We start from the raw sequence: 24,855 nt of genomic DNA on the forward strand, positions 1-24,855 counted from the left end.
CGACTGGCTCGGCTACTCATCGTTCAGACAAATTACCGGAGCCCGCGCTGGTCAAGGCTGACAGAACCGGGAAGAAGAGGGGGAGGGCGCTATGGCAGGGCGAAATGAAAAGCGGCCCCGAAGGGCCGCTGGTCAATGTTTAGCCGCCGAGGTAGGCGTCACGGACTTTCGGGTCGTTCAACAGGTCATGACCACTGCCCTGCATGACGATGTGGCCGTTCTCCAGCACGTAGCCGCGGTCTGCCAGCTTGAGCGCCTGGTTGGCGTTCTGCTCGACCAGGAAGATGGTCACACCGTCCTTGCGCAGCTGTTCGATGATGTCGAAGATCTGCTGGATGATGATCGGCGCCAGACCCAGCGATGGTTCGTCAAGCAGCAACAGCTTGGGCTTGCTCATCAGCGCACGACCAATGGCGAGCATTTGCTGCTCGCCACCGGACATGGTGCCGGCGCGCTGAGCCAGACGCTCCTGCAGGCGCGGGAACAGGTGTAAAACCTTGTCCAGCTGCTCCTGAAACTCGCTCTTGGCCGTGAAGAAGCCGCCCATCACCAAGTTCTCTTCCACCGTCAGGCGGGAGAATACGCGGCGCCCCTCCGGCACCACCGCAATGCTCTTGCGCATGATGTCGGGCGTGTCCAGGCCGACCAGTTCCTCGCCCTGGTAGCGAATGCTGCCGCTGGTGGCCTGAGGGGAGCCGCACAGCGTCATCAGCAGCGTTGACTTGCCCGCGCCGTTGGCGCCGATCAAGGTAACGATCTCGCCCTGACGGACTTCGACGCTGACATCGTGCAGCGCCTGGATCTTGCCGTAGAAGGTGGAAACGTTCTCGAAATACAGCATCACGCTTCCCCCAGGTAGGCTTTGATCACGTCCGGGTTGCCGCGGATCTGCTCCGGCGAACCGTCGGCCAGGGGCGTGCCCTGGTTGATCACATAGATATGGTCGGAAATGCTCATGACCAGCTTCATGTCGTGCTCGATCAACAGCACGGTCACGTTGTGCTGGTCACGCAGCACACCGATCAGTGCCTTGAGGTCGTCGGTTTCCCGCGGGTTGAGACCGGCCGCAGGCTCGTCGAGCATCAGGATGCGCGGACGCGTCATCATGCAGCGGGCGATTTCCAGCCGACGCTGCTGACCATAGGCCAGCGTGCCGGCCGGGCGATTGGCGAATTCGGTCAGGTTGACCTGATCCAGCCAATGGGCGGCGAACTCCATGGCCTCGCGTTCGCTCTTGCGAAACGCGGGCGTCTTGAACAGGCCCGACAGGTAGTTGGTGTTGAGGTGGCGGTGTTGCGCCACCAGCAGGTTTTCCACCGCGGTCATGTCCTTGAACAGGCGCACGTTCTGGAACGTGCGCACCACGCCCTTGCGCGCGATCTTGTGGCCGGGCAGCCCTTCGATCTGTTCGCCGTCGAGGCGGATGCTGCCGCTGGTGGGCTGGTAGAAGCCGGTCAGGCAGTTGAATACGGTGGTTTTGCCGGCGCCGTTCGGCCCGATCATCGACACCACTTGTTTCTCGTTGACGGTCAGGGCCACGCCATTGACGGCCAGCAGGCCGCCGAAGCGCATGGACAGGCCGCTTACTTCCAGAATCGGGCGGCTCATCGTTTCAGCTCCAGATGGGGGCGCTGCATGGGCAGCAAGCCCTGTGGACGCCAGATCATCATCAGCACCATCAAAGCGCCGAACATCAACATGCGGTATTCGCTGAATTCGCGCATCAGCTCGGGCAACAGAATCATCACAATCGCGGCGAGGATGATGCCCAGCTGCGAACCCATGCCGCCCAATACCACGATGGCGAGGATGATCGCCGATTCAATGAAGGTGAACGACTGCGGTGTCACCAGGCCCTGGCGGGCAGCGAAGAAACTCCCGGCAAACCCGGCAAAGGTGGCGCCGATGGTGAATGCCGACAGCTTGATCACGGTCGGATTCATGCCGAGCGCACGGCAGGCGATTTCGTCCTCGCGCAGTGCTTCCCAGGCGCGGCCGATCGGCATGCGCAGCAGCCGGTTGATCACGAACAGCGTGACCAGCACCAGCAGCAGGGCGATCAGGTACAGGAAGATCACCTTGTTGATCGAGTTGTAGGCGATGCCGAAGAACTCGTGGAACGTCTGCATGCCTTCCGCGGCCTTGCGGTCGAACGACAGGCCGAACAGCGTCGGTTTGTTGATGTTGCCGATGCCGTTGGGTCCGCCCGTCAGCCAGGTCATGTTGTTCAGCAGGATGCGAATGATCTCGCCAAAGCCCAGGGTGACGATGGCCAGGTAATCGCCACGCAGACGCAACACCGGGAAGCCGAGAACGAAGCCGAAGAACGCCGCCATCAGGCCGGCGATTGGCAGGCACACCCAGAAGCCCAGGCCGTAGTAATACGACAGCAGCGCATAGCTGTAGGCGCCGACGGCATAGAAGCCGACATAACCGAGGTCGAGCAAACCCGCCAGACCGACCACGATGTTCAGGCCGAGGCCGAGCATCACGTAGATCAGGATCAGCGTGGCGATATCCACCGCGCCGCGGCTGCCGAAGAACGGCCAGGCCAGGGCGACCACGATCAGGCCAAGGATGATCCAGCGCTGGGTCGAGGGCAGGGTGAGGAAGTTGCTCGCCTGGCTCGGCATGCTCGGCAGCTTCGGTGCCTTGGCCCAGACATCGCTCAGCTGATGGCGGAACAACTGCCAGAAGAACATGGCAATTGCACAGCCGGCGATGGTCCAGAGCACGGCCGGACTGGCGCCTTCCACCTGCAGCTTGATGCCGATGGTGCTGAGCTTCAGACCGATGACCGGGTAAGCCACCGCCAGCACTAGCAGGGCGCTGAAGAACGCGGTCTTGAAGTTTTGTCTGATTGAGGTACTCATACTTTTTCAACCTCCGGACGACCCAGAATGCCGGTCGGTCGGAACAGCAGCACCAGTACCAGCAGCGTAAAGGCCACGACGTCCTTGTACTGATCGCCGAAGATATCGGCGCCAAACGCCTCGGCCACGCCGAGCACCAAGCCGCCCAATACCGCGCCGGGGATGCTGCCGATGCCGCCCAGTACCGCAGCGGTAAACGCCTTGATGCCCGCGAGGAAGCCCAGGTGGGGGTTGATCACGCCGTATTGCATGCCCAGCAGCACCGCAGCCACGGCCGCCAGGGCGGCACCGATGACGAACGTCAGAGCGATGATGTTGTTGGTGTTGATGCCGAGCAGGTTGGCCATCTTCAGGTCTTCGGCGCAGGCACGACAGGCGCGGCCCAGACGAGACCGCGAGATGAAGTACGTCAGGCCGACCATGACGAAGAAGGTGACGACGAAAATCAGCACCTGCATGTAAGAAATCACCACGCCATTCATGGTGCTTTCGCCAAACACGAAATTACCGGGCAGCAGGCTGGGGATGGCTTTGTCCTTGGAATCCTGCGCCAGCAATATCTCGTTCTGCAGGAAGATCGACATGCCGATCGCGGAAATCAGCGGGATCAGTCGATTACCGCCACGCAGCGGACGATAGGCCACCCGTTCGATGCTGTAGCCGTAAGCGCTGGCAATGATGATGCTGCCGGCGAACGCGGCGATCATCATCAGGGGCAGGCTGTCGATACCGAACATGGCAAGGCCGGCGATCGCGATGAAGGCTACGTACGAGCCAATCATGTAAACCTCGCCATGGGCGAAGTTGATCATGCCGATGATGCCGTAGACCATGGTGTAGCCGATGGCGATCAGGGCATAGGTGCTGCCAACGGTCAGCCCGTTAACCAGCTGTTGTATGTAGTGATAAAGATCAGGCATTGCCTAACTCCTGGGTCGTCACGCAAGGCAGCGCTTGTGGCGCAGCATGAAACCGGAATTCTTCTAATAAACAAAGCCCACTGCATGGCAGTGGGCTCTGGGTTCAGGCGGGAAGCCGCGTCTTAGTTAAGAGGCGCCTCGGTCTTGGTGCCGTCCTGGTGCCATTCGTACACCACGAAGCTGAAGTCCTTCAGGTCACCCTTTTCATCGAAGGCAAGGTTGCCGGTCGGGGTGTCGAAGGTGTTGGCGCGCAGGGCTGCGGCCACTTTATCGGTGTCGGTGCTGCCAGCCTTTTCGATGCCTTCGGCAATTACCTGCACAGCGGCATAAGCCGGGAAGACGAACGGACCGCTGGAGTCTTCGTTCTTGGCTTTGAATGCATCAACCAGTGCCTTGTTGCGTGGATCTTGGTCGAACGACTTCGGCAGGGTTACCAGCATGCCTTCGGAGGCTGGACCGGCGATCGCGGAGATCTCCTTGTTGCCCACGCCTTCCGGACCCATGAAGGTGACCTTCAGGCCTTTCTCGGAAGCCTGGCGCAGCAGCAGGCCCAGTTCCGGGTGATAGCCGCCGTAGTAGACGAAGTCGACGTTGGCCTGCTTGAGCTTGGCGATCATCGAGGAGAAGTCCTTGTCGCCAGCGTTAATGCCTTCGAACAGGACGACCTTGGTGCCTTTGGATTCAAGGGTCTGCTTAACCGCGGTGGCGATGCCTTCGCCGTACTGCTGCTTGTCGTGGATCACGGCAACGGCTTTTGGCTTGACCTGGTCGGCGATGTAGTTGCCGGCAGTCGGGCCTTGCAGGCTGTCGAGACCGATGGTGCGGAACACCAGCTGGTAACCGCGGGAAGTGATGTCCGGGCTGGTGGAAGCCGCGGTGACCATCAGAATGCCTTCGTCTTCATAGATGTCCGACGCTGGCTGAGTGGAGCTGGAGCAGAGGTGACCCACCACGAACTTGACTTCGTCGTTGACGATCTTGTTGGCAACGGCTACGGCTTGTTTCGGATCGCACGCGTCGTCGTAGACCACGCCTTCGAGCATCGCGCCGTTGACCCCACCGGCTTTGTTGATCTGCTCGATCGCCATCTTGGCGCCGACGAACTGCATCTCGCCGTACTGCGCAACAGCGCCGGTAACCGGGCCTGCGAGGCCGATCTTGATGGTGTCAGCCGCTAACGAGTAGCTGGCAACGCCGGCCATGGCCATGGCGGCAAACAGTTTGGAAATCTGCTTAGTAGCCTTGTTCATAGTGCTCCACTCTTTTTATGTTGTCGTTGTTGTAGTTCTTGCGGCCAAAGCTGCAGAACCGGGTTATTTACCCGGTCATCCCCCCGGCAACTGTACCGGTGCAGTGTAGAGCGCAGCTTCGCGCCTTGAAAAGCCGGCTGCCGAGGGCAAAACAGGGTGATGTCGCTAAATCGCAATAAACGTATAGAAATACGGCGTGATCTACCGCGCTCCGCCACCACAGGCTTCACTTGCCTGATCGATGCTCGGCGCTATCATGACGCCCGACCGAAATCGAGCCGCCATACAGGGCAAATCATGACTGAACAACCTAGCACCCTCTATGCCAAGCTGCTTGGAGAAACTGCGCCCATCAGCTGGCAAGAGCTGCAACCGTTCTTCGCCCGCGGCGCATTGTTATGGGTCGACGGCGCCCAGGATCTGATCGCAGTGGCCCAAGCCGTAGCGGAAAACGACCAGGCCAAAGTGGCCGCATGGCTCGGCACCGGGCAACTGAAAAAATTTGATGATTGTCGCGCCGAGGACCTGCTGCATCGCGATCCATCGCTCTGGGCAGTGGTCGTCGCCCCTTGGGTGCTGGTACAAGAGCGCGCAAAAGCGCCGGTGATGCACTGATTGAAGGCAGTGGCGTGCTTCGGTCTAGACTGCTCGGGTGTACGCCTCGCGGCTGCGCAACCTAGGCGCTGACCCAGCGCTGGCGAGCCCAGCCGCTGAGGGCGTCGACCGCCAGGACCAGCAACAGCATGGCCAGGATTACCGTCGCTGCCTGGGCTTGCTGAAACAGGCTGAGGCTGACGTAGAGCATCTGCCCCAGACCGCCGGCGCCGACGAAACCCAGTACGCTGGCCATGCGGATGTTGTTTTCCCAGCGGTACAGGGAATAGGCGATCAGCTGCGGCAACACCGTCGGCAGCGTGCCGTAGCAGAACGCGGCGATGTGCCCGCCGCCGTTCAGGCGAATCGCTTCAGCAGGCTCTTTCGCAGTGTTTTCCAGCGCTTCGGCGAACAGCCGGCCAAGTACGCCAGTGGTGTGCAGCGCCAGCGCCAGGGTGCCGGCGTTGGGCCCAAGGCCGGCGGCCAGCACCACGAGCGCGGCCCACACCAGTTCGGGAATGGCGCGCAACGCATTCAAGAGCAGACGCGCTCCACTCAGGGCCAGCCAGCCGAAGCGTCCGGCAGCCGGTAACGCCAGGGCCAGGCCGAGAATGGCTGCGAGCAGCGTGCCGATGGCCGACATGGCCAGAGTTTCCAGCCCGCCAGCGAGAATGGCGTTCATGTGCGGTGCAGAGAAGTCAGGCTGGGCGAAGCCGCTGGCGTAGCGGCCCATCTGGTTGAGGCTGTCGCCGCTGGCCAGCTTGCCCAGGTCGATGCCCAGGTACAGGAATGACGCGACCACGGCCAGCAGCAGCCCGAGCAACAGGCAGCAGTTGACCCAGCGCGAGGGCGGCTTCATAGCAACCTCGAGCGCAGCAGGCGGCTGACCTGGTCGGCCACCAGCACCAGGGCGAGGAAGGTCAGCAGCATGCTCGCCACTTCGCCGCCGGCGAACATGCGCATCGATAGGTCGATCTGCTGGCCAAGACCGCCCGCGCCGACGAAGCCCATGATCACCGAAGCACGAATTGCACACTCCCAGCGGTACACCGTGTAGGACAGCATCTCCGCCGCGGCATTGGGCAGCACGCCGTAGGCGAATGCGGCCAGACGCGGGCTGCCGGCAACCAGCAGAGCGCGGCTTGGGCGAGGGTCGACCGACTCGAAAATTTCCGCGTAGACCTTGCCGAGCATGCCGCTGTAAGTGATGGCGATAGCCAGCACCCCGGCCGTGGGGCCGAGGCCGACGGCGCGCACGAACAGCAGCGCCCAGACGATTTCCGGCACGCTGCGCAGCACGATCAGCAGGCCACGCGCCGGCCAGCGCAGGGCCTGCGCCCACCACGCCGGGCGTCCGCCGCGATGCAGTGCCGACAGCGACAGCGCGCGGCTGGCCAGCAGGGCGCCGGGAATCGCGATCAGCAGCGCCAGGGCCATGCCGGCTGTGGCGATGGCAAGAGTTTCCAGGGTCGCACGCCCTAGCAGCCGGAGAAACTCGCCGTCGTGGGCGGGCGGCCAGAAGTCGGCAAGAAAGCGGCCCATGTTGGCTGCGTTCTGCTCATCGATGAGTACTGCCAGATTCAGCTCGCTGAGTTGCAGCCCTGGCCATAGCAGCAGCAGGGCCAGCCCGGTCAGGAGCAGACGTGGCAGTGCTGCCGGATCGCGCAGAGCGGGGTTCAGCATCGCGGGATCTGCAGGCTTGTCTGCGCCGCTGGCATTGATACGGGCAGCGTTTGCAGCTGCTCGTTGGCGTAGAGCGCGTCGAGCTGCGCCGATGATAGGGCATCCGGGGGCAGATCAAAGAGGATTCGCCCGTCGCGTACGCCGATGATCCGCGGGAAATGCGCCATGGCCAGTTCCACCGCATGCAGGCTGGCGAGCAGCGTCATTCCGCGGCGCGTGACTTCCTCATTGAGCACGCTCAGCGTGTGCCCGGCCAGCACCGGGTCCATCGCCGACACCGGTTCGTCGGCAAGTATCAGCTCCGGTGCCTGATAGAGCACGCGGGCGATACCAACCCGCTGCAGCTGGCCCCCGGATAGTTGATCGCAGCGCGCGAACAGTTTGTCTGCCAAATCCAGACGTGCGAGCGCCCCCTGGGCGCCCTGCATATCGACTGGGTGCAGCAGATTGAGCAGGCTCTTGCCCAGCGACCATTGCCCCAGTTTGCCCGCCAGCACTGCAGTGACCACCCGCTGGCGGGGCGGCAGCGGCGGCGCCTGATGAATCAGGCCGATCCGCGCGCGCAGCGTTTGCCGCTGACGGGCGCTCAGTTGCCAGGGCTGCTGGGCGAGCAGCTCGATCTCGCCAGAGGTTGGCCTTAGATTGCTTGCGAGCAGGCGCAGTAGGCTGGTTTTGCCGGCGCCCGAAGGGCCGATGATCGCCAGCCGTTCGCCGCTGCTGACCTGTAGATCGATGCCGCTGAGCGCAACCTGGCCGTTGGCGTGGGTCAAGCCCACGCCGCGCAGGCTGACACTCACTTCAACAGGCCGGCCGCGTACGCTGCTTTTTCGATGCCCTGGTAGTTTTCGGCCTTGGTTTCGATAAAGCGGCTGGCGGCTTGCAGGTCGAGAATTGCCTTGTGCTCCGGCTTCGCCGGGTCGAGGGAGAGGAAGGCCGTTTTGATCTTGTCGCGCAGATCGGCATCAAGGGTGCCGCGCACCGTCCAGTTGTAATCGAAGTAGGGCGGAGTGGTGGCGATGACTTTGACTTTATCGGTATCGACCTTGCCGGCAGCAACCAGCTTGTCCCACACCGAGGCGTTGAGTACGCCGCCGTCGGCCTTGCCAGCCTGTACCCAGGCCGCGGTAGCGTCATGGGCGCCGGAGTAGGCGATGCGGCTGAAGAAGTTCTCTGGCTCAATGCCGTCCTGAACCATGAAGAAGCGCGGCATCAGGCTGCCGGAGGTCGAGGATACCGAGCCGAAGGCGAAGGTCTTGCCTTTCAGGTCCTGCAGCGACTTCACTGCCGGGTCAGCGCTGATGATCTTGCTGGTGAATTTCTCGTCTTCAGCACGCTGCACCAGGGGGATCGCCGGGTGCTGGCTGTCGGCGGTTTTCAGACGGGTCTGGACGAAGGTGAAACCGCCGAGCCAGGCCAGGTCGATGCGGTCGGCGGCGATGGCTTCGACCACGGCAGCGTAGTCGGATACCGGCACGAATTCGACCTGCATGCCCAGTTGCTGCTCCAGGTACGCGCCCAGGGGTTCGAATTTGCGCAGCAGTTCGGTCGGGGCTTCATCGGGGATGGCCGAGACGCGCAGCACGTCGGCGGCATGGGTGAGTGCAGCGGTAAAGCACAGGGCAACGCCTGCGGCGGCGGCCAGGGTACGTTTCAACATGGGGTTCTCCGGTTCAATAGCGGGGAAAGCCGGCGGAGTATAAAGGGATTGCAGCGCCAGGGTGGAGTGAAGCGTCGACGGGGCCTTGCCGACGCCGCTCGCAGTAGCCTGGCCTGCGTTAAGATGCGCGCCGTTATCCAATTGGAGATCGTTATGTCCACGCCGCTACCCGCCCTCGCGTTTGCCGGCATCGGCCTGATGGGGCTGCCGATGACCCGCCGGCTGTTGGCTGCCGGTTATCCGCTGACCCTGTGGAATCGCTCGGCAGACAAGTGCCAGCCCCTGGTGCAACTGGGCGGCAAGCAGGCGGCGCTGCCGTCGCAGCTGTGCGCCAATGCGGACATCGTGATGCTGTGCCTGGCCAATACCGAGGTCGTGCGCGAGGTGGTGTTTGGCGCTGGCGGGATCGTCGAAGCCGCCCGGCCGGGTCAGCTGCTGGTGGACTTTTCCAGCCTTGACCCGGCGACCACCCGGCAGATGGCCGCCGAACTGGACGCACGCACCGGCATGCGTTGGGTGGATGCGCCGGTGTCTGGCGGCACGCCCGGCGCGGAGAACGGCACCCTGGCGATCATGGCTGGCGGCCGGGTTGAGGACATCGAGCGGATACGGCCGGTTCTCGCTCACCTCGGTCAGCGCCTGACGCGCATGGGCGATGTAGGAGCCGGCCAGGTGACCAAGCTGTGCAACCAGATGATCGTCGCCTGCAATGCCCTGGTGATCGCCGAGGTGGTGGCGTTGGCCGAACAGGCGGGGGTCGACGCCGCGTTGATTGCTCCGGCGCTGGCCGGTGGTTTTGCCGATTCGAAACCCTTGCAGATCCTTGGCCCGCAAATGGCCGCGAGTCAGTTCGAGCCGATCAAGTGGCACGTGCGCACCTTGCTCAAGGACCTCGACGGCGCGGTCAAGCTCTCGCGCGAACTGGGCATGGCAGCGCCGCTCAGTGGCCTGGCTGCCCAGCTGATGCGCCTGCATGGCAGCCAGGGCAACCTGGAACGTGACCCGGCGACGCTGGTGCAACTCTATCGACAGCCTGACGAGGCGTAGCCACGCACCTGTTCAGGCCGCCTCGGCGGCAGCCGGTTAATCACGCAACGGGAAACGGATCATCGTCATGAAAATCGCCGCCAACCTCTCCATGCTGTTCACCGAGCTGCCGCTGGTCGAGCGGGTAGTTGCCGCTGCAGCTGCGGGGTTCGACGGGGTGGAAATCCAGTTTCCCTATGAGCTGCCTGCCATTCGCCTGAAGGAAGCATTGGCCGCGGCCGGCATGCCGCTGGTGCTGATCAACCTGCCGGCTGGCGATCTGATGACCGGCGGTGCGGGCCTGGCAGCAGTGCCCGCGCGCCAGGCCGATTTCGCCGCGGCGCTGCAACAGGCGCTGTCCTATGCTGCGATGGTGCGCCCGACATGCGTCAATGTGCTGCCAGGGCGGCTTGCTGCTGGTGTGCGCCGCGAAGACGCGTTGGCGACCCTGGTCGACAACTTGCGCAAAGCGGCAGCTGCCTTCGAACCACTCGGGATCCGGGTCATGGTGGAGGCGATCAACCCGGTCGACATGCCGGGCTTCCTGATCAATACCCCGGAGCATCTGTGCGAATTGCTCAAGCAGGTAAATCACCCGAACTTGTTCGCTCAGCTCGACTTCTACCACATGGCGCGGCAGGGGCTGGCGCTGCGCAGCTGCATCGAGCAATTGGCCGGTCGCATCGGTCACGTGCAGTTCGCCGACTGTCTGGGGCGCGGCGCCCCTGGTACGGGCCAGCTGGATTTCCAGTCAGCGATCAGCGCGCTGCGTAGCGCAGGTTACGAGGCGTGGTTGGGTGCGGAATTCAAGCCGGGGGACGGGGATACAGCAGCACATCTGGCCTGGCTGCAGGCCTGGCGCGCGGCGGGCTGGGTTTAGTTCGGCAGGCCGCCCGCCAGCGGGTAGAACTCGACCCGGTTGCGGCCCAGCTGCTTGGCGCGGTAGAGCATCTTGTCGGCGTAGTTCATCAGGGCGCTCAGGTCCTGGCCCGGTTGCCACTGCGCTACACCGAAACTGGCGGTGGTCCTGATCTGTTCGACCAGGGGCTGGGCAACCAGCATGGCCCGCAGCTTTTCCGCGATGGCGCAGGCCTGTTCGAGGCCGACGTGGGGCATCAGGATGATGAATTCCTCGCCACCCCAGCGGCACAGGCTCTCCGATTCGCGCAGCTGGCTTTTGACCCGCAGCGCCAAGGTACTCAACACCAGATCGCCCACTTCATGGCCATGCTGGTCGTTGACCCACTTGAAGTGATCGATGTCCATGAACACCAGCGACAACGGAAAGCCATAGCGTTCCGCACGCTTGAGTTCGCGGTCGGCGACCTCCTCGAACTTGCGCCGGGTTAGCTGCCCGGTCAGCAGGTCGGTATTGGCGAGGGTTTCCAGCTGCAGGTTGCTGTTGAGCAATTCGGCTTCCGCCTGGCTGCGCAGGCGGATTTCCTGGCGCAGGCGGCGCGTCAGGTGGGCGAAGCGCAGCGCCACGCCGGCCAGTATCAGCAGTGCCAGCAGCGCACCCGCCATCACCTGGTATAGCAGGCGATTGTCGGTGGGTTGCTTGCGGCTGTAGATGAAGCCGTCGAGCTTGATCGGGTCCTTCATCAGGCCCAGTTCCGCGTAATTGCGGGCGATGGTTTCCCAGCGCCCGGGGTTCATGTGCCCGATCTGGATGAAGTCCGGCATGATCAGTTTCTTCAATTCCTGGGCTTCGAAGCGCAGGTGTTCGATGCTTTTGTTCGATGCATAGCGGGTGTGGATCACCTGCACGCTTTCTTCGATATTTTCCAGGGCGTACTGCCAGCCGGCGAGGCTGGCCTGAACGAAAGCCTCGACCTGTTCCGGGCGCTCTTTGAGCACCGCCTCGCGGGTTGTCAGCACGTCGTTGTAATAATTGACGCCGTATTCGCGTGGGTTGATCAGGCGATAGTCGACGTTGCGCTGCTTCAGCCAGAACGGCTCGTTGGAGCTGTAACCGCTGTAGGCGTCGGTCTTGCCGTCGATCAGGTCTTGGGGATTGAAGCTGGTCGGCTCGATCTGGATCTGCTCGGCATCGACGCCTTCGCGCGCCAGGGTGATCAGCAGCTCGGTGCTTTCCGGCGCCGGCATCAGCATCGCGCGTTTGCCGATCAAGTCCTGTGGGGTGTAGATGTCGGAATCAGCCTTGACGATCCAGACAATCGGCGAGCTCTGCATGATCGCCGCCAGTGCAACGATCGGTTTGCCTGACATACGCGCGATCACCACGCCGCTGTTGGCCACCGCGAAATCGACCTGGCCGGCAAGCAGCGTATCGATGGGCTTGGGAATGCCGGGCCCGCCCTGGCGGATTTCGACGTCCAGCCCCGCCTGGCGATAGAAGCCTTTCTCCTGCGCCATGTAGTAGCCGGCAAACTGGAACTGGTGCAGCCAGCGCAGTTGCAGGCTTATTTTTTCCGCAGCCAGCGCGTCGCCGGCCAGCAACTGCCCGAGCAGCCAGGTGATCAGCAACGAGCCTCGCTTGCGTGCAGAACAGTGGGGAACCTGCGTAGGCATTGCGACCACCTGTGACCCGGGTGCGGCTTCTGGAACCTGGAGACTCTGAACGATCATGGCTTCCATGCAACCCGCTGGCAGGTGCCGACTGGCACCCACCGTGGGCCTGTCAGTGTTTTGCGGAGTAGTCGTTGAGGGAGATGACCCGCGTCTTGCCGATCCGGTGGCTGTAAATCTCGCGCAGGTACTTGATGGCTTTCTTGACGCTGTCGCGGCTCAGGCGAATGTCGTTGATCGACACGAACTTGTCCGGCTCGTGAATCAGCTCGCGGTACTTCTTCTCGTACATCGGCTTGATCGCGTACCAGTTGGTGTCGAGGATCTTCGCCGGGTTCTCGTATTCGTTGAGCATCGCGTCAACCCGCGCTTCGTCGAAGTCGTCGGCGACGATGAAGTCGAGAATGGCGGTATCCAGGCTGTCGTCGAAGCGGTGCAGGTCGCGGGCAAAGCAGCGCTTGATGAAGGCCACGATCAGCGTCAGGAAGTCGTCCGATAGGCACGGGCTCTTGACGATCAGGGTGGTCAGCGAAAGGTTGGCCGAGGCGCCGATCACCAGCGCATAGCGTTTCAGCGTGGTGTTGGGGAACAGGCTGTTGAGGTGGGTCTTGAGCCGATTCAGGTCCATGTAGGAAAGCTTGTAGTCCTTGGGCAGCGAGACGATCGACACCACCGAGGAGCAGTTCTTGAAGAAGTGCAGGTCGCTGAGTTCGCCGGCGTTGTAGTCGGATTTCTTGTATTGCTCCAAGGCTTCGCGGTAGCGCTTGGACTCGATCGGCAGCAGGCTGATGCCTTCGATGGCCTGGGTGACCTTGTTGAAATGCGGCAGGTCGATGGAGCGGAAGAACAGGTCGTCGATGTTCAGGCGCGGCTGTTCCTTGTCCAGCACGCGGAACTTGTCGACCATGGCAGGCACCTGCTCTGGTACCACGGATTCGGCATAGGCCACCGCGACCGGGCCGGCCAGGCTCATGAACAGGTCGTTGGCGTCCAGGCGGATGGTTTCGCCGATGTCGATGCCGGCGCGGCGGAAGTAGTTCTGGTCGTAGTCGGTGGTCACCGCCTGGGCGGTGAGGATGTTGAAGATCTGCTGGGAGATGTACTGGTTGGCGTGACGTTCCATGGCGTTGACGTCGATGTTCTGGATGTTGCCGTCATCGCTTTCTTCGGCGTAGCGCATGATGTCGTTGGAGATCAGCATCATAGCGTTCCACGGGCGGATGCGGCGCATCACGCTTTCTTCGCTGTTCTCCTCGTTGTCGAAGTTGTAGGAGAAGTCCCACTCTTCGGCGAGGTACTTGCACAGCAGGCGGCCGGCGTTGATGTGCAGGGCTTCGGACATCTCGCTGCGCTGGTCGGAGATATTCGGCAGGATGCAGATGCCGCTGGTGAAGATCGGTTCGAAGACGAAGCTGTGGTCGCGGTTTTCCGGGCTCTGGTCGGCATTCTTGGTATCGAAGGTCTTGCTCATGTAGGCGAATTGCTGGGCCAGGCCGAATTCCGAAGCCATGCCCGAGCCGGTACCGCCGCCCGCACTGAAGATGTAGAAATACAGGCGCGACTGGTTGGCCTTGATGCCGCAGGAGTCGATCAGGTAGCTGTGGATGAACTTCCAGTCGGCATTGGTGAAGCGCTGGGTGTCCTTGTTGAGGATGATCTTCGCCAGGTACTGGCCGAGGATCGGCGCGTTACCGGCGCCGCCGGCATGCACCTCGGAGAGGTCCATGATCTTCATCTTGCTGTAGTCGCTAAGGAAGCCGCTGGTCTCGCCCTTGCGCGAGAAGCGGATGCGCCCCTCGATGTCCTTGTCCAGGTCGCCGAGCATCACCAGCGGCTCGATCAGAAATACCGGCTTGCTGTCCTTGCTTGGCGCGCGTAGCAGGTTGTTGCGAATCCAGCGGCTAGGGCGGAAGTCCTGCTCGGCCACCGCCTTTTCTTCGTTGTTGAACTCGCTGAGGTAGAACTGCCGCGCGTTGTAGACCAGGGAGGCGACATCCAGGGCGATGTTCGAGCCGCAGCGGCCCAGGCCGATCAGGCAAACCGAGGGGAAATGCTGGACGCGCCGCTCGCTGTCGTCATCCAGCGGCGCCGGTGGAAACACCAGGTTGCGCAGGCCGTCGAGGTTATCGAGGATGCGTTCGATGTCGCTCTCGGTGAAATACATGTACTGCTCGGTGCTGTCCGCCAGCGCACGCACCGGCTCCGCGGACTTCGCAGGCGCTGGCGGTGGCGTGAGGAAGTTGTCGGCCAGGGTCGACAGGGTGGCTTCAGGCGTAGTGGCGGCGGCGTCTTTTTTTGTTTTCATGATCGACAACCCAAGCGAGTGAAAGAGTAGGCGGCAATTGGCCAGTGCTGGCTGATTCAGGCTTGTTTGTAGCATGAAAATTTGCAATTGGCGCTGTCGCGTAGCGTTTGAGGTTAGCCGCTGTTGCGCACCCGCGCGCAGGCCCAACGGCGAAATATCGCGGCCGCGGCGTAGCCCATTGCAGCCCATAGATATGGCGAATGGTGGCAGACACAAAAAAGCGAACTCTCTAGATTGCAGCGCAGTAAACTCAGCCCCGCTCCGCCAGGGTCGGTGGTGCCGCTCTACGACGGGCGTCAACAATAAAAAAATTGAGATGGACACATGCAGCAAACCCAACAAGCCGCCAACGCCTGGCGCATTCTGTTTCTGCTTTTTCTCGCCAATCTGTTCAACTTCTTCGATCGCACCATTCCGGCCATCATCATCGAGCCGATCCGCATGGAATGGAGCCTCAGCGACTTTCAGCTGGGGCTGATTGGCACCGCGTTCACCATCGTCTATGCGATTGCCGGCGTGCCGCTCGGGCGGATGGCTGATACCGGCGCGCGGCGCAAGATCATGGGCTGGGGCCTGACCGTCTGGAGCGGGCTGACCGCAGTCAACGGTCTGGCCTGGAATTTCTGGAGCTTTTTACTGATTCGCATGGGTGTCGGCATTGGCGAGGCCAGCTACGCACCCGCGGCCAACTCGCTGATCGGCGACCTGTTCCCAGCACACAAGCGGGCGCGGGCGATGGGTATCTTCATGCTCGGCCTGCCGATTGGCCTGCTGCTGGCGTTTTTCACCATTGGCGCGATGGTCAAGGCGTTCGACAGCTGGCGCGCGCCGTTCTTCATCGCTGCGGTGCCGGGGCTGATCCTTGCGCTGTTCATGTTCTTCATCAAGGAGCCCAAGCGCGGCGCGGCCGAGTCCGTCCAGGTAACCGCCACGGCAGTAGACAAGCCATTGCGCAAGGTCCTGGCGATTCGCACGTTCTGGTGGCTGGTGCTGGCTGGCCTGGCGTTCAACTTTGCCACCTACGCCTGCAACTCCTTCATGGTGCCGATGCTGCAGCGCTACTTCCTGCTGCCGCTAGAGCAGGCGGCCGTGGCGACTGGCGTGATCGTCGGCCTGACCGGGCTGGTCGGCCTGACGCTGGGTGGCTGGCTGGCCGACAAGATTCACCAGCGCTCGGAAACCGGGCGGCTGCTGTTCGCTGCCGTCAGCATGCTGATAGCCGCCGCTGCCACGGGCTACGCGCTGCTGGCCGGGCGGGTCGAGGTGGCCGTGTTCGTGGCGCTGTTCAGCATCGGCTGGTTGTTTGCCTACAACTTCTATACCTGTGTTTACACCGCGATTCAGGACGTGATCGAGCCGCGCCTGCGCGCAACTGCCATGGCCCTGTTCTTTGCCGGGCTCTATCTGCTTGGCGGCGGTCTTGGGCCATTGGCGGTCGGCCTGCTGTCGGACCATTTCGCCCAGGCCGCTATGCTCGCCGCCGGTGCCAGCGAGATGAGCGAAGCGTTCAAGGCCGTTGGTCTGCACGACGCCATGTACCTGATCCCGGTCGCCCTGTTCCTCACCATGCTGGCGCTGGTGCAGGCATCGCGCTGCTTCGTTAAGGATGCGGCGCGGATGCAAGCGGGCATGAGTGACACGGATGCGGCCGTGTAACTTCGCTGAAGCCGTACTCCGATGCACGAACAACAAGGCCCGCGGTTGCGGGCCTTGTCTTTACTGCGGTTTGTACTGCGGCTCGGCTTACCCGGCGACCAGCACGCGAATCGCTTCCAGGCGCAGCGCCGCCTTGTCGAGCATCGCCAGGCCCTGTTCGCGTTGCTGGCGCAAGGCTTCCAGTTCGCTGTCGCGTACGCTCGGGTTGACCGCCTGCAGGGCGGTCAACCGCGCCAGCTCTTCTTCGGTCTCGGCGGCCAGGCGGCGCTTGGCTTCCTCGACCCGGCTGACGTGATGCGGTGAAATTTTCGCTTCGCCGGCGCCGATCAACGGATTGAGGCTGTCGCGCTGAGCCTGGACGAACTTGTTGGCGCTGGCGCGCGGCACGGTTTCCAGTTGCTCGTTGAGCTTCTCGAAGGAGACCTTGGCGGCCAGGTCGTTGCCATTCGCGTCGAGCAGGCAGCGCAGGGCGATAGGCGGCAGGTAGCGGCCCAGCTGCAGGGCGCGCGGGGCGACCACTTCGCTGACATACAGCAGCTCGAGCAGCACGGTGCCGGGTTTCAGCGCCTTGTTCTTGATCAGTGCCACGCCGGTGTTGCCCATCGAACCGGAGCGCACCAGGTCCATGCCGCCTTGCACCATCGGGTGTTCCCAGGTGAGGAACTGCATGTCCTCGCGGGCCAGGGCCAGGTCGCGGTCGTAGGTGATGGTCACGCCTTCGTCGTCGCCCAGGGGGAAGCTGGCATCCAGCATCTTTTCGCTGGGGCGCAGGATCAGTGCGTTGTCGGAATGGTCCTCGCTGTCGATGCCGAAGGCGTCGAACAGCTGCTCCATGTAGATCGGCAGGGCGAACTGGTCGTCCTGCTCGAGAATCGCCTCGACCAGCGCTTCGCCTTCGCCGGCACCGCCGGAGTTGAGTTCGAGCAGGCGGTCACGGCCGGCGTGCAGCTCGCTTTCCAGGCGTAAACGCTCGGTTTTGGCCTCGTCCACCAGCACCTGCCACTCGCCATCGTCGCCGCTTTCCAGCAACGGCAGCAGGCGGCTGCCGAACTGGTGCTGCAGCGCGTTGCCAGTCGGGCAGGTGGCGAGGAAGGCGTTCAGCGCGTGGTGGTACCACTGGAACAGCCGCTCCTGCGGGCTGTTCTCCAGGTACGGCACATGCAACTGAATGCGGTGGTTCTGGCCAATACGGTCAAGACGGCCGATACGTTGCTCAAGCAGGTCCGGGTGCGCTGGCAGGTCGAATAGCACCAGGTGATGGGCGAACTGGAAGTTGCGGCCTTCGCTGCCGATCTCGGAGCAGATCAGCACCTGGGCGCCGAATTCTTCATCGGCGAAGTAGGCCGCAGCGCGGTCACGCTCGAGGATGCTCATACCCTCGTGGAACACCGTGGCCGGGATGCCGGAGCGCACGCGCAGGGCATCTTCCAGGTCCATGGCGGTTTCCGCGTGGGCGCAGATCACCAGGACCTTGAATTTCTTCAGCATCTTCAGGGTGTCGATCAGCCACTCGACGCGCGGATCGAAACGCCACCAGCGCTGGTCTTCATCGACATCGCTCTGCGCCTGGTAGCTGACTTCCGGGTAAAGGTCCGGGTGCTCGCCGACCGGCAGCTCCAGGTACAGGTCCGGGCTGGCCAGCGGATAGGGGTGCAGGTCGCGTTCGGGGAAGCCTTTAACTGCGGCGCGGGTGTTGCGAAACAGCAGGCGGCCGGTGCCGTGGCGGTCGAGCAGTTCGCGCACCAGACGCGCGGAGGCTTCGACATCGCCGTCGGTGACGGCCGCGAGCAGCGCTTCGCCACTGGCACCGAGAAATTCGTGAATGGTGGCGTGGGCCGCCGGCGACAGGCGGCCCTGGTCGAGCAACTCCTGCACCGCTTCGGCAACCGGCTTGTAGTGGGCGCTCTCGGCGCGGAACGCTTCGAGATCGTGGAAGCGGTTGGGGTCGAGCAGGCGCAGGCGGGCGAAGTGACTGTCCTGGCCAAGTTGCTCCGGGGTCGCGGTGAGCAGCAGCACGCCGGGAATCACTTCGGCCAGTTGCTCGACCAGGTTGTATTCGCGGCTGGCTTTTTCCGGGTGCCAGACCAGGTGATGCGCCTCGTCGACGACCATCAGGTCCCATCCGGCGGCGAACAGCGCGTCCTGGGCCTTTTCGTCCTCGCACAGCCATTCCAGGGCAACCAGCGCCAACTGGCAGTCTTCGAAGGGGTTGCTGGCGTCACTTTCGATAAAGCGCTCGGCGTCGAACAGGGCAACATCCAGGTTGAAGCGCCGGCGCATTTCCACCAGCCACTGGTGCTGGAGGTTCTCCGGTACCAGGATCAATACCCGATTGGCGCGCCCGGACAGTAACTGGCGATGAATCACCAGACCGGCCTCGATGGTCTTGCCCAGACCCACTTCGTCCGCCAGCAGCACGCGGGGAGCGATGCGGTCGGCGACTTCGCGGGCGATGTGCAACTGGTGCGCAATCGGCTGCGCACGCACGCCGCCCAGGCCCCAGAGCGAGGATTGCAGTTGCTTGCTGGTGAATTCGAGGGTGCGGTAGCGCAGGGCGAACCAGGGCAGCGGGTCGATCTGGCCGGCGAACAGACGGTCGCTGGCCAGGCGGAACTGGATGAAGTTGGACAGCTGGGTTTCCGGCAGGGTGACGTTCTGGTGCTGAGCGTTGAGACCGTGGTAGACCAGCAGGCCGTCGACGTCGTCGACTTGTTGCACGGTCAGCTTCCAGCCTTCGAAATGGGTGATTTCATCGCCCGGGGAGAAGCGCACGCGGGTCAGCGGCGCATTGCGGATGGCGTATTGGCGGGTTTCGCCGGTGGCCGGATAGAGCACGGTGAGCATGCGGCCGTCCTGCATGAGGACGGTTCCCAAACCCAGCTCTGCTTCGCTGTCACTGATCCAGCGTTGCCCCGGTTCATACTGCGCCATGCCTGTCTCCCGCGTGAAAAAGCCGATTATGGTAACGGAACGCGGCTGTAGGCCAAAGCCGCATTCGTGTTAAAACGACACTTAGTGCGGTTATCCGAGTCGAAAGTGTAGCGAGTGGACCTCAAGTCGGCGCTTCAATGGCCGACAGGGTGAGTACAAGGGAGAACCGAATCGTGTTGCCACCCATTCCCCATAGCCTGGTGCCGGTCACCGTCCAACAGGACGTGATCAAGCCTCGTCCCGACATTCCGCCGGTAACCCCAGCCGCCGAGAGTGCCAAGGAGAGCGGCGTCGGCCTGGATAAACGCCATCCGCAGGAAGCCGAAGAGCTGTTGCGCGAGGAGCAGCGACGCCGTCAGCGGCGCGGCTACACCCCGGAAGAGCTGGCAGAAGGTGAGGTGGCCGCAGCCGACGAAGCCTTGATCGAGGCGCTGCCACGGCAGGGTTTATGGGTGGATGTGGAAGTCTGAGTCACGCACACTGAGCCGCAGCTCAGCTCAATCCGGCGTACCGTGAACCTATTTGACGACAATTCCCTGCAACTGCCCAATGCCGACCTGAAACTTCACGTGGGCTGGTTGGACCGTGCCACCGCGGATCGCTGGCTGACCCAATTGACTGCCGAAACGCCCTGGCAACAGCCAGTCGTTCACCTATACGGACGTCAGCACCCGGTTCCGCGGCTGGTGGCCTGGTATGGCGATGCCGAAGCCCGTTATCGCTATTCTGGCCTGACCCACCAGCCACTGCCCTGGACCGCCTTGCTCGCGCAGATCCGCACGCAAGTGGTGACGGCGGTGGAGCAACCCCTCAACGGCGTGCTGCTCAACTATTATCGCGATGGCCAGGATTCCATGGGCTGGCACAGCGACGACGAAGCCGAGCTGGGGCGCGACCCGCTGGTGGTGTCGCTCAACCTCGGCGGCGCTCGACGCTTCGACCTGAGGCGCAAGGGCCAGACCCGCATCGAACATTCGCTGGTGCTCGAGCATGGCTCGCTACTGGTCATGGCCGGGCCGACGCAGCATTATTGGCAGCACCAAGTGGCGAAGACACGCAGCGCCTGCGCCCCGCGTCTGAACCTGACCTTCCGCTTAATCCGGCCATGCGAATGAGCAACGACAAACTGATCGACTTCGGCGCCGAGCGCGACAAGCGCATCCACGACCTGCGCGACAAGAAACTCAACGAGATGCGCGAGGCATTCGAGCAGGCCTTGCCGCTGCCCAAGGGCAAGAAAAAGCCCAAAAGCAAACCGAAAAAGCCCTGATTCAGGCGCGTCCCTGTCGGCACGCATTTCACGCCAGCTCGTGTTGGCTCACCTGCCGCTGTGTCGCCAGGCGCTCGACCAAGGCGTTCACCCTGCGCTCGGCGTCGGCGATAGACGCCGCGAGCTGTTCACCGCCAGCTTCCTGGTTCTCGATGGCAATGGTGTGCACGGTCGTGATGCCGATAAAGCCGAGGGCGGTTTTCAGGTTAGGTTCGAGATGGTTCATATGGGCCAGCGGCCCATCGGGCTCAAAGCCGACGCCGCCGCGGGAGGAGAGCACCACGGCCTGGCGAAAGCGGTCAGCTAGCCGGGGTACGAAGGGGTCGGCGTGGTTCGACGGGTCGAAGTCCACCGTCCGGCCGATGCGTACCACCTGATCCACCCAGGCCTTGAGCGTCGCTGGCATGCCGAAGTTATACAGCGGTGCGCCAATCACCAGGATGTCCGCCGCAATCAGCTCGTCGATCAGTTGATCGCTCTCGGCCAACACCTCGTCCATCCAGGCTTTGTGCTTTTCAGCGGGTGCAAAGGCCGCTTCGATCCACTTGCCATCGATAAACGAGGGCGGCGTCGCGCCTAAGTCGCGATAGGTAATCGTGTCCTTCGGCCGCTTGGCCTGCCACTGGCTAACAAACTGGTGGGTCAGTCGACGGCTGTGTGAGCCGTGTTCGTGGGTGCCGGACCGGCCGGGACGCGCGCTGGCATCCAGCTGCAGAATATGAGTCATGTTTAGTTCGCCTGTTCTGGTGAAATGGATTCATCTGTTATTGACAACGATCACATGCTAGGACAGGGTTTTTAGCGGCCACAAACGACCAATTTTTTGTTCTACAGATGAGTTGAATTCATTGATGAATCCTCGCCGATTACCATCGCTTTCGGCACTGCGCGCCTTCGAGGCGGCGGCGCGGCATGAAAGCGCGAAGCAGGCCGCTGAGGAACTGTCGGTGACTGCCACCGCCATCAGCCATCAGATTCGCGGGCTGGAAGCGTCCCTGGGCGTGGCGCTGTTCGTGCGCAAGCCTCGGCAGCTGGTGCTGACGGCTCAGGGCAGGGCGTTGCAGGAGGTATTGGGGGCGGCGTTCGATGCGATCGGTAGCGCTGTTGAGCAGCTGAAAACCGCGCCGGTGCGGCACGCCGTTACGCTTTCCACCACGCCTGCAATCGCCGTGCGCTGGCTGTTGTCCTGGATCTGTCTGTTACGCGACGCTCACCCGCAGATCGACCTGCGCATTCATGCTTCCCATGAGCCGGTCGCCCTGGACGGCGTAACGGCCGATCTGGCTGTTCGCTATGGTGACGGTCATTGGCCGGGGCTAGTGGCAGAAAAGCTGTTCGACAATATCTTCATACCCACCTGCAGTCCCCATCTGGGCCTGACGCAGGTAGCCGATTTGCCGCAGCATCCGTTGCTTCACTTCCGGCCGCAGCAGGTATCGACCTTTCCGATGGATTGGGCCGGTTGGCAGAAGCAGGCGCAGGTCCCCGGGCTCGATGTCAGCGCAGGCCTGGTGTTTTCCGATGAAACTCATGCGATTTCCGCCGCCATTGGCGGGCAGGGGGTCGCGCTGATGAGTCGTCCGCTGATTGCCGACGAACTGGCCGAGGGTCGGCTGGTGCAGCCTTTCGGCCCGGAACTGGCTGGCAAGCCGTTTTACCTGGTGTACCCGCAGAGTCGTCAGGATGACCCGGTAATTCTCGCCATTCGCGATTGGGTGCTGAGCGTGCCGGGTGGCTTGTGCCTCGAGGCCAAACAGTTACTGCCTGGCTAAGCCTCAAGCAAGACGGGAGCGGCGCCTGTTTAGTGGCCTGATCCCAAGGGCTGGGCGCCCGCGCCACGACCTCTGAGCACGAGGCCGTGGCGGCGTTTCGTTTAGCGGGTGCCGAGGAAGTCGCGCTTGCCGACGGCCACGCCGTTGTGGCGCAGGATCGCGTACGCGGTGGTCAGGTGGAAGTAGAAGTTCGGCATCACGTGATCCAACAGGAAGGCCTGACCCTGAAAGTGGGTTTCCTTGTCGCGGCGGCGCAGCGTCACGGTGCGCTCCTCGCTGCCATCGATCTGCGCGGCGCTCAGCCCTTGCAGAAATACCTTGGTCTTTTCGATGCGCGCCTGCAGCTCGGCGAAGCTGGTTTCGTCATCGGCGTGGCTCGGCGTTTCGACCTCGGCGAGCAGCGCGCCGCCGCTCTTGGCACTGTCGCAGGCAATCTGCACCTGGCGGCTGAAGGGGAACATGTCGGGTGCCAGGCGTGCGTTGAGGAATACGCTCGGGTCGATCTTGCGTGCTTCGGCATCCGCCGCCGCGATGCCGAGAATGGACGACAGGTTGTCGAGCTGGCGAAGGAATACCGGGATGGATGCTTGATACATGGACAGGGACATGAGGTGCTCCAGTAGGACGATAAGGGCTGCTCGGCGGTATGGCTCAGTCGACGGCAGCCTGGCGTCGGTGGGGTGAAGCCCGCCGACGATTGAGGAATCAGCCGATGCTGATCGGCGGCAGTGCGGTCAGTTCGACGGTCTGCTGTTTGCGCGGCGCGAGGATTTCCGCCTCGCCATCCACCACCAGTTCGTCGTTCTGATTGAACACGCGGGTGGCGACTCGTACGCGAAACTTCGGCAGCTTTTCGAGGATTTCCAGACGGACCGTCAGGGTGTCACCAAGCTTGACCGGCAGCGTGAAGCGCATGGTCTGGCCCAGGTAGATGGTGCCGGGGCCGGGCAGCTCGCAGGCAACTGCGGCGCTGATTAGGGCGCCACTGAACATGCCGTGGGCGATCCGCTCCTTGAACATGGTGGTGGCGGCGTAATCGGCATCCAAATGGACCGGGTTGTGGTCGCCGGAGACCGCGGCGAACAGCTGGATATCGCGCTCTTCGACGGTTTTGCTGTAGCTCGCGGTTTGCCCGACTTCAAGGGCGTCGTACGGGGTGTTGCTGCTTTGCGTCATGCGGGTAGCTCCTGGGCTGTGGCGGGGCACTGACGGGCCAGGCGCAATGCCTGCTCCAGCCAGTCGATGAGGTAGTTCGTGACGTCGTCGCGATTGCTTTCGTTGAGCAGCTCGTGACGGGCCTCCGGGTAAATCTTCAAAGTCACCTGTTTATTGCCAGCGCGGCGCAGTGCCTCGGCCAGGTCGGCCTGGCGCCTGCCGTCGCTGACCGGGTCGCGTGCGCCGCCGATGACCAGCAACGGCAGATTGCTGTCGATCTGGGCGAGGTTGTCGAGCGGGGTGATCTGCATCATCCCCTCGATCAGGTCGCACCAGAGCTGGTTGCTGCAGCGAAAGGCGCACAGCGGGTCGGCAATGTACTTGTCCACTTCGGTCGGGTCGCGGCTGAGCCAGTCGAACGTCGTTCGGTTGGGCTTGAACGCCTTGTTGAACGAGCCGAACGAAAGCCACTCGATCAGCGCGCTGTAACCACGCGGGCCCTGGCGCCAGCGCTCCAGCCGCGCAATCAGGGTGGCCATGCGGTACACCGCCATGGGTTGGTAATTGGAGCCCGACAGGATCGCGCCTTGCAGGCTGCAGCTGTGCTGCATCAGGTAGGCCTGGCCGATATAGCTGCCCATGCTGTGGCTGAACAGGAAAATCGGCGCGCTCGGGTGTTGCTGGCGAATGTGGTGGTTGAGGCTGGCAAGGTCGCTGACCACCAGATTCCAGCCGTTTTCATCGGCGTAGTGGCCCAGGCTGCCATGTTCGGCGGTTCGGCCATGGCCGCGCTGGTCATGTGCATAGAGCTCATAACCCGCAGCGACCAGGGCGGCAGCGAAGCGGGCGTAACGGCCGCTGTGCTCGGCCATGCCATGCGCCACCATGACCACCGCCTTCGGTGGTTGCTCAGTGAACCAGCGGTTCACATACAAAGGCGCAGCGTCAGTGCTGTTCAGCCAGAAAGCATCATGGTGCATGGCGAATCCTTAGCCTGCGAGAGTCCGGCATTGTAGAGCCAGCGGCCAAGCTTTTCACAGCGCCGCGGCGTAGTCCGAGATTCATGGGATTAATGACGCCTTAGGAGGTATTTGCGCCGCTGTGCAGAGCTGCTAACGTCGGCGCAACCAAAATAACGCTGCGCGCGGCTCTGGAAGCGACATGCTTCGGGGCCGTGCAAGCAGGTACTACCCATCTGCCATGAAGCGGTGCCATTACTTTCAGGGGAAGAGGA

The 24,855-nt window shown here is 62.7% G+C and carries 24 protein-coding genes; 8 read left to right on the plus strand and 16 right to left on the minus strand.

Annotated features, from left to right (window positions below; genetic code table 11):
• Positions 1-139: 139 nt before the first annotated feature.
• The 5 genes from ACX0MV_RS14105 to ACX0MV_RS14125 all read right to left on the minus strand — a co-directional run bounded on the left by ACX0MV_RS14105 (position 140) and on the right by ACX0MV_RS14125 (position 5,043).
• Positions 140-841: an ABC transporter ATP-binding protein gene (locus tag ACX0MV_RS14105; RefSeq protein ID WP_458983145.1), complete on the minus strand. Its 702-nt coding sequence runs from the start codon at positions 839-841 to the stop codon at positions 140-142.
• Positions 841-1,608, minus strand: coding sequence for a high-affinity branched-chain amino acid ABC transporter ATP-binding protein LivG (livG, locus tag ACX0MV_RS14110; protein WP_458983146.1), 768 nt, complete (start codon positions 1,606-1,608; stop codon positions 841-843). The genes ACX0MV_RS14105 and livG overlap by 1 nt, the downstream gene beginning before the upstream one ends.
• Positions 1,605-2,873, minus strand: a complete 1,269-nt coding sequence (locus ACX0MV_RS14115) for a high-affinity branched-chain amino acid ABC transporter permease LivM (protein WP_458983147.1) — start codon at positions 2,871-2,873, stop codon at positions 1,605-1,607. Before ACX0MV_RS14115 ends, livG begins: the two co-directional genes overlap by 4 nt.
• A complete protein-coding gene (livH, locus tag ACX0MV_RS14120) occupies positions 2,870-3,793 on the minus strand; it encodes a high-affinity branched-chain amino acid ABC transporter permease LivH (protein ID WP_458983148.1) in 924 nt (307 codons plus the stop codon). Before livH ends, ACX0MV_RS14115 begins: the two co-directional genes overlap by 4 nt.
• A 122-nt stretch (positions 3,794-3,915) precedes the next feature.
• The gene (locus tag ACX0MV_RS14125) at positions 3,916-5,043 is read right to left on the minus strand and encodes a branched-chain amino acid ABC transporter substrate-binding protein (RefSeq protein ID WP_458983149.1); all 1,128 of its coding nucleotides are present in this window, start codon (positions 5,041-5,043) and stop codon (positions 3,916-3,918) included.
• A 297-nt stretch (positions 5,044-5,340) separates the two neighbouring features.
• Here ACX0MV_RS14125 and ACX0MV_RS14130 point away from each other — a divergent pair, with 297 nt between their 5' ends.
• On the plus strand, positions 5,341-5,658 hold the full coding sequence (locus tag ACX0MV_RS14130) for a DUF2288 domain-containing protein (RefSeq protein ID WP_458983150.1): 318 nt from the start codon (positions 5,341-5,343) through the stop codon (positions 5,656-5,658).
• A 61-nt stretch (positions 5,659-5,719) separates the two neighbouring features.
• On the opposite strand, the gene phnE is transcribed toward ACX0MV_RS14130, so the two are convergent.
• The 4 genes from phnE to ACX0MV_RS14150 are packed head-to-tail and all read right to left on the minus strand — an operon-like array spanning position 5,720 to position 8,977.
• Positions 5,720-6,496 carry a phosphonate ABC transporter, permease protein PhnE gene (gene phnE, locus ACX0MV_RS14135; protein ID WP_458983151.1) on the minus strand — a complete coding sequence of 259 codons (777 nt, stop codon included), beginning with the start codon at positions 6,494-6,496 and terminating at the stop codon, positions 5,720-5,722.
• Positions 6,493-7,320, minus strand: coding sequence for a PhnE/PtxC family ABC transporter permease (locus ACX0MV_RS14140; protein ID WP_458983152.1), 828 nt, complete (start codon positions 7,318-7,320; stop codon positions 6,493-6,495). Before ACX0MV_RS14140 ends, phnE begins: the two co-directional genes overlap by 4 nt.
• Positions 7,314-8,117 carry a phosphonate ABC transporter ATP-binding protein gene (locus tag ACX0MV_RS14145; protein ID WP_458983153.1) on the minus strand — a complete coding sequence of 268 codons (804 nt, stop codon included), beginning with the start codon at positions 8,115-8,117 and terminating at the stop codon, positions 7,314-7,316. Before ACX0MV_RS14145 ends, ACX0MV_RS14140 begins: the two co-directional genes overlap by 7 nt.
• Entirely contained in the window at positions 8,114-8,977 is an 864-nt protein-coding gene (locus tag ACX0MV_RS14150) for a putative selenate ABC transporter substrate-binding protein (RefSeq protein WP_458983154.1), read from the minus strand. The genes ACX0MV_RS14145 and ACX0MV_RS14150 overlap by 4 nt, the downstream gene beginning before the upstream one ends.
• A 153-nt stretch (positions 8,978-9,130) precedes the next feature.
• Between ACX0MV_RS14150 and ACX0MV_RS14155 the strand changes: the two genes are divergently transcribed.
• Entirely contained in the window at positions 9,131-10,024 is an 894-nt protein-coding gene (locus ACX0MV_RS14155) for an NAD(P)-dependent oxidoreductase (protein ID WP_458983155.1), read from the plus strand.
• A 67-nt stretch (positions 10,025-10,091) separates the two neighbouring features.
• Positions 10,092-10,883, plus strand: a complete 792-nt coding sequence (locus ACX0MV_RS14160) for a hydroxypyruvate isomerase family protein (RefSeq protein ID WP_458983156.1) — start codon at positions 10,092-10,094, stop codon at positions 10,881-10,883.
• Here the strand turns inward: ACX0MV_RS14160 and ACX0MV_RS14165 are convergent.
• A complete protein-coding gene (locus ACX0MV_RS14165; RefSeq protein ID WP_458983157.1) occupies positions 10,880-12,535 on the minus strand; it encodes an ABC transporter substrate-binding protein in 1,656 nt (551 codons plus the stop codon). The genes ACX0MV_RS14160 and ACX0MV_RS14165 overlap by 4 nt on opposite strands.
• A gap of 109 nt (positions 12,536-12,644) precedes the next feature.
• Complete coding sequence (locus tag ACX0MV_RS14170; RefSeq protein WP_458983158.1) at positions 12,645-14,837, minus strand: hypothetical protein; 2,193 nt, start codon at positions 14,835-14,837, stop codon at positions 12,645-12,647.
• 324 nt (positions 14,838-15,161) lie between these two features.
• Between ACX0MV_RS14170 and ACX0MV_RS14175 the strand changes: the two genes are divergently transcribed.
• Positions 15,162-16,493, plus strand: coding sequence for a spinster family MFS transporter (locus tag ACX0MV_RS14175; RefSeq protein ID WP_458983159.1), 1,332 nt, complete (start codon positions 15,162-15,164; stop codon positions 16,491-16,493).
• An 87-nt stretch (positions 16,494-16,580) separates the two neighbouring features.
• On the opposite strand, the gene rapA is transcribed toward ACX0MV_RS14175, so the two are convergent.
• Positions 16,581-19,424 (minus strand): RNA polymerase-associated protein RapA, encoded by a 2,844-nt coding sequence (rapA, locus tag ACX0MV_RS14180; protein WP_458983160.1) that lies wholly within the window; start codon positions 19,422-19,424, stop codon positions 16,581-16,583.
• A 173-nt stretch (positions 19,425-19,597) separates the two neighbouring features.
• Between rapA and ACX0MV_RS14185 the strand changes: the two genes are divergently transcribed.
• From ACX0MV_RS14185 to ACX0MV_RS14195, 3 genes are read left to right on the plus strand one after another with little or no spacing between them, the layout of a single operon-like run.
• The gene (locus ACX0MV_RS14185; protein WP_458983161.1) at positions 19,598-19,894 is read left to right on the plus strand and encodes an aspartate-semialdehyde dehydrogenase; all 297 of its coding nucleotides are present in this window, start codon (positions 19,598-19,600) and stop codon (positions 19,892-19,894) included.
• A 42-nt stretch (positions 19,895-19,936) separates the two neighbouring features.
• Positions 19,937-20,539: an alpha-ketoglutarate-dependent dioxygenase AlkB family protein gene (locus ACX0MV_RS14190; RefSeq protein ID WP_458983162.1), complete on the plus strand. Its 603-nt coding sequence runs from the start codon at positions 19,937-19,939 to the stop codon at positions 20,537-20,539.
• Positions 20,536-20,694 (plus strand): hypothetical protein, encoded by a 159-nt coding sequence (locus ACX0MV_RS14195; protein WP_458983163.1) that lies wholly within the window; start codon positions 20,536-20,538, stop codon positions 20,692-20,694. The genes ACX0MV_RS14190 and ACX0MV_RS14195 overlap by 4 nt, the downstream gene beginning before the upstream one ends.
• Positions 20,695-20,722: 28 nt before the next feature.
• On the opposite strand, the gene ACX0MV_RS14200 is transcribed toward ACX0MV_RS14195, so the two are convergent.
• Positions 20,723-21,421: an FMN-dependent NADH-azoreductase gene (locus tag ACX0MV_RS14200; protein ID WP_458983164.1), complete on the minus strand. Its 699-nt coding sequence runs from the start codon at positions 21,419-21,421 to the stop codon at positions 20,723-20,725.
• A gap of 124 nt (positions 21,422-21,545) precedes the next feature.
• Here ACX0MV_RS14200 and ACX0MV_RS14205 point away from each other — a divergent pair, with 124 nt between their 5' ends.
• A complete protein-coding gene (locus tag ACX0MV_RS14205) occupies positions 21,546-22,466 on the plus strand; it encodes a LysR substrate-binding domain-containing protein (RefSeq protein ID WP_458983165.1) in 921 nt (306 codons plus the stop codon).
• Positions 22,467-22,567: 101 nt separating this feature from the next.
• On the opposite strand, the gene ACX0MV_RS14210 is transcribed toward ACX0MV_RS14205, so the two are convergent.
• The 3 genes from ACX0MV_RS14210 to ACX0MV_RS14220 all read right to left on the minus strand — a co-directional run bounded on the left by ACX0MV_RS14210 (position 22,568) and on the right by ACX0MV_RS14220 (position 24,601).
• The gene (locus tag ACX0MV_RS14210; RefSeq protein ID WP_458983166.1) at positions 22,568-23,074 is read right to left on the minus strand and encodes a DUF1993 domain-containing protein; all 507 of its coding nucleotides are present in this window, start codon (positions 23,072-23,074) and stop codon (positions 22,568-22,570) included.
• A gap of 97 nt (positions 23,075-23,171) precedes the next feature.
• Positions 23,172-23,642 carry a MaoC family dehydratase gene (locus tag ACX0MV_RS14215; protein WP_458983167.1) on the minus strand — a complete coding sequence of 157 codons (471 nt, stop codon included), beginning with the start codon at positions 23,640-23,642 and terminating at the stop codon, positions 23,172-23,174.
• Positions 23,639-24,601, minus strand: coding sequence for an alpha/beta hydrolase (locus ACX0MV_RS14220; RefSeq protein ID WP_458983168.1), 963 nt, complete (start codon positions 24,599-24,601; stop codon positions 23,639-23,641). Before ACX0MV_RS14220 ends, ACX0MV_RS14215 begins: the two co-directional genes overlap by 4 nt.
• Positions 24,602-24,855 lie beyond the last annotated feature (254 nt).

The organism is Pseudomonas cistanchae (assembly GCF_054483635.1).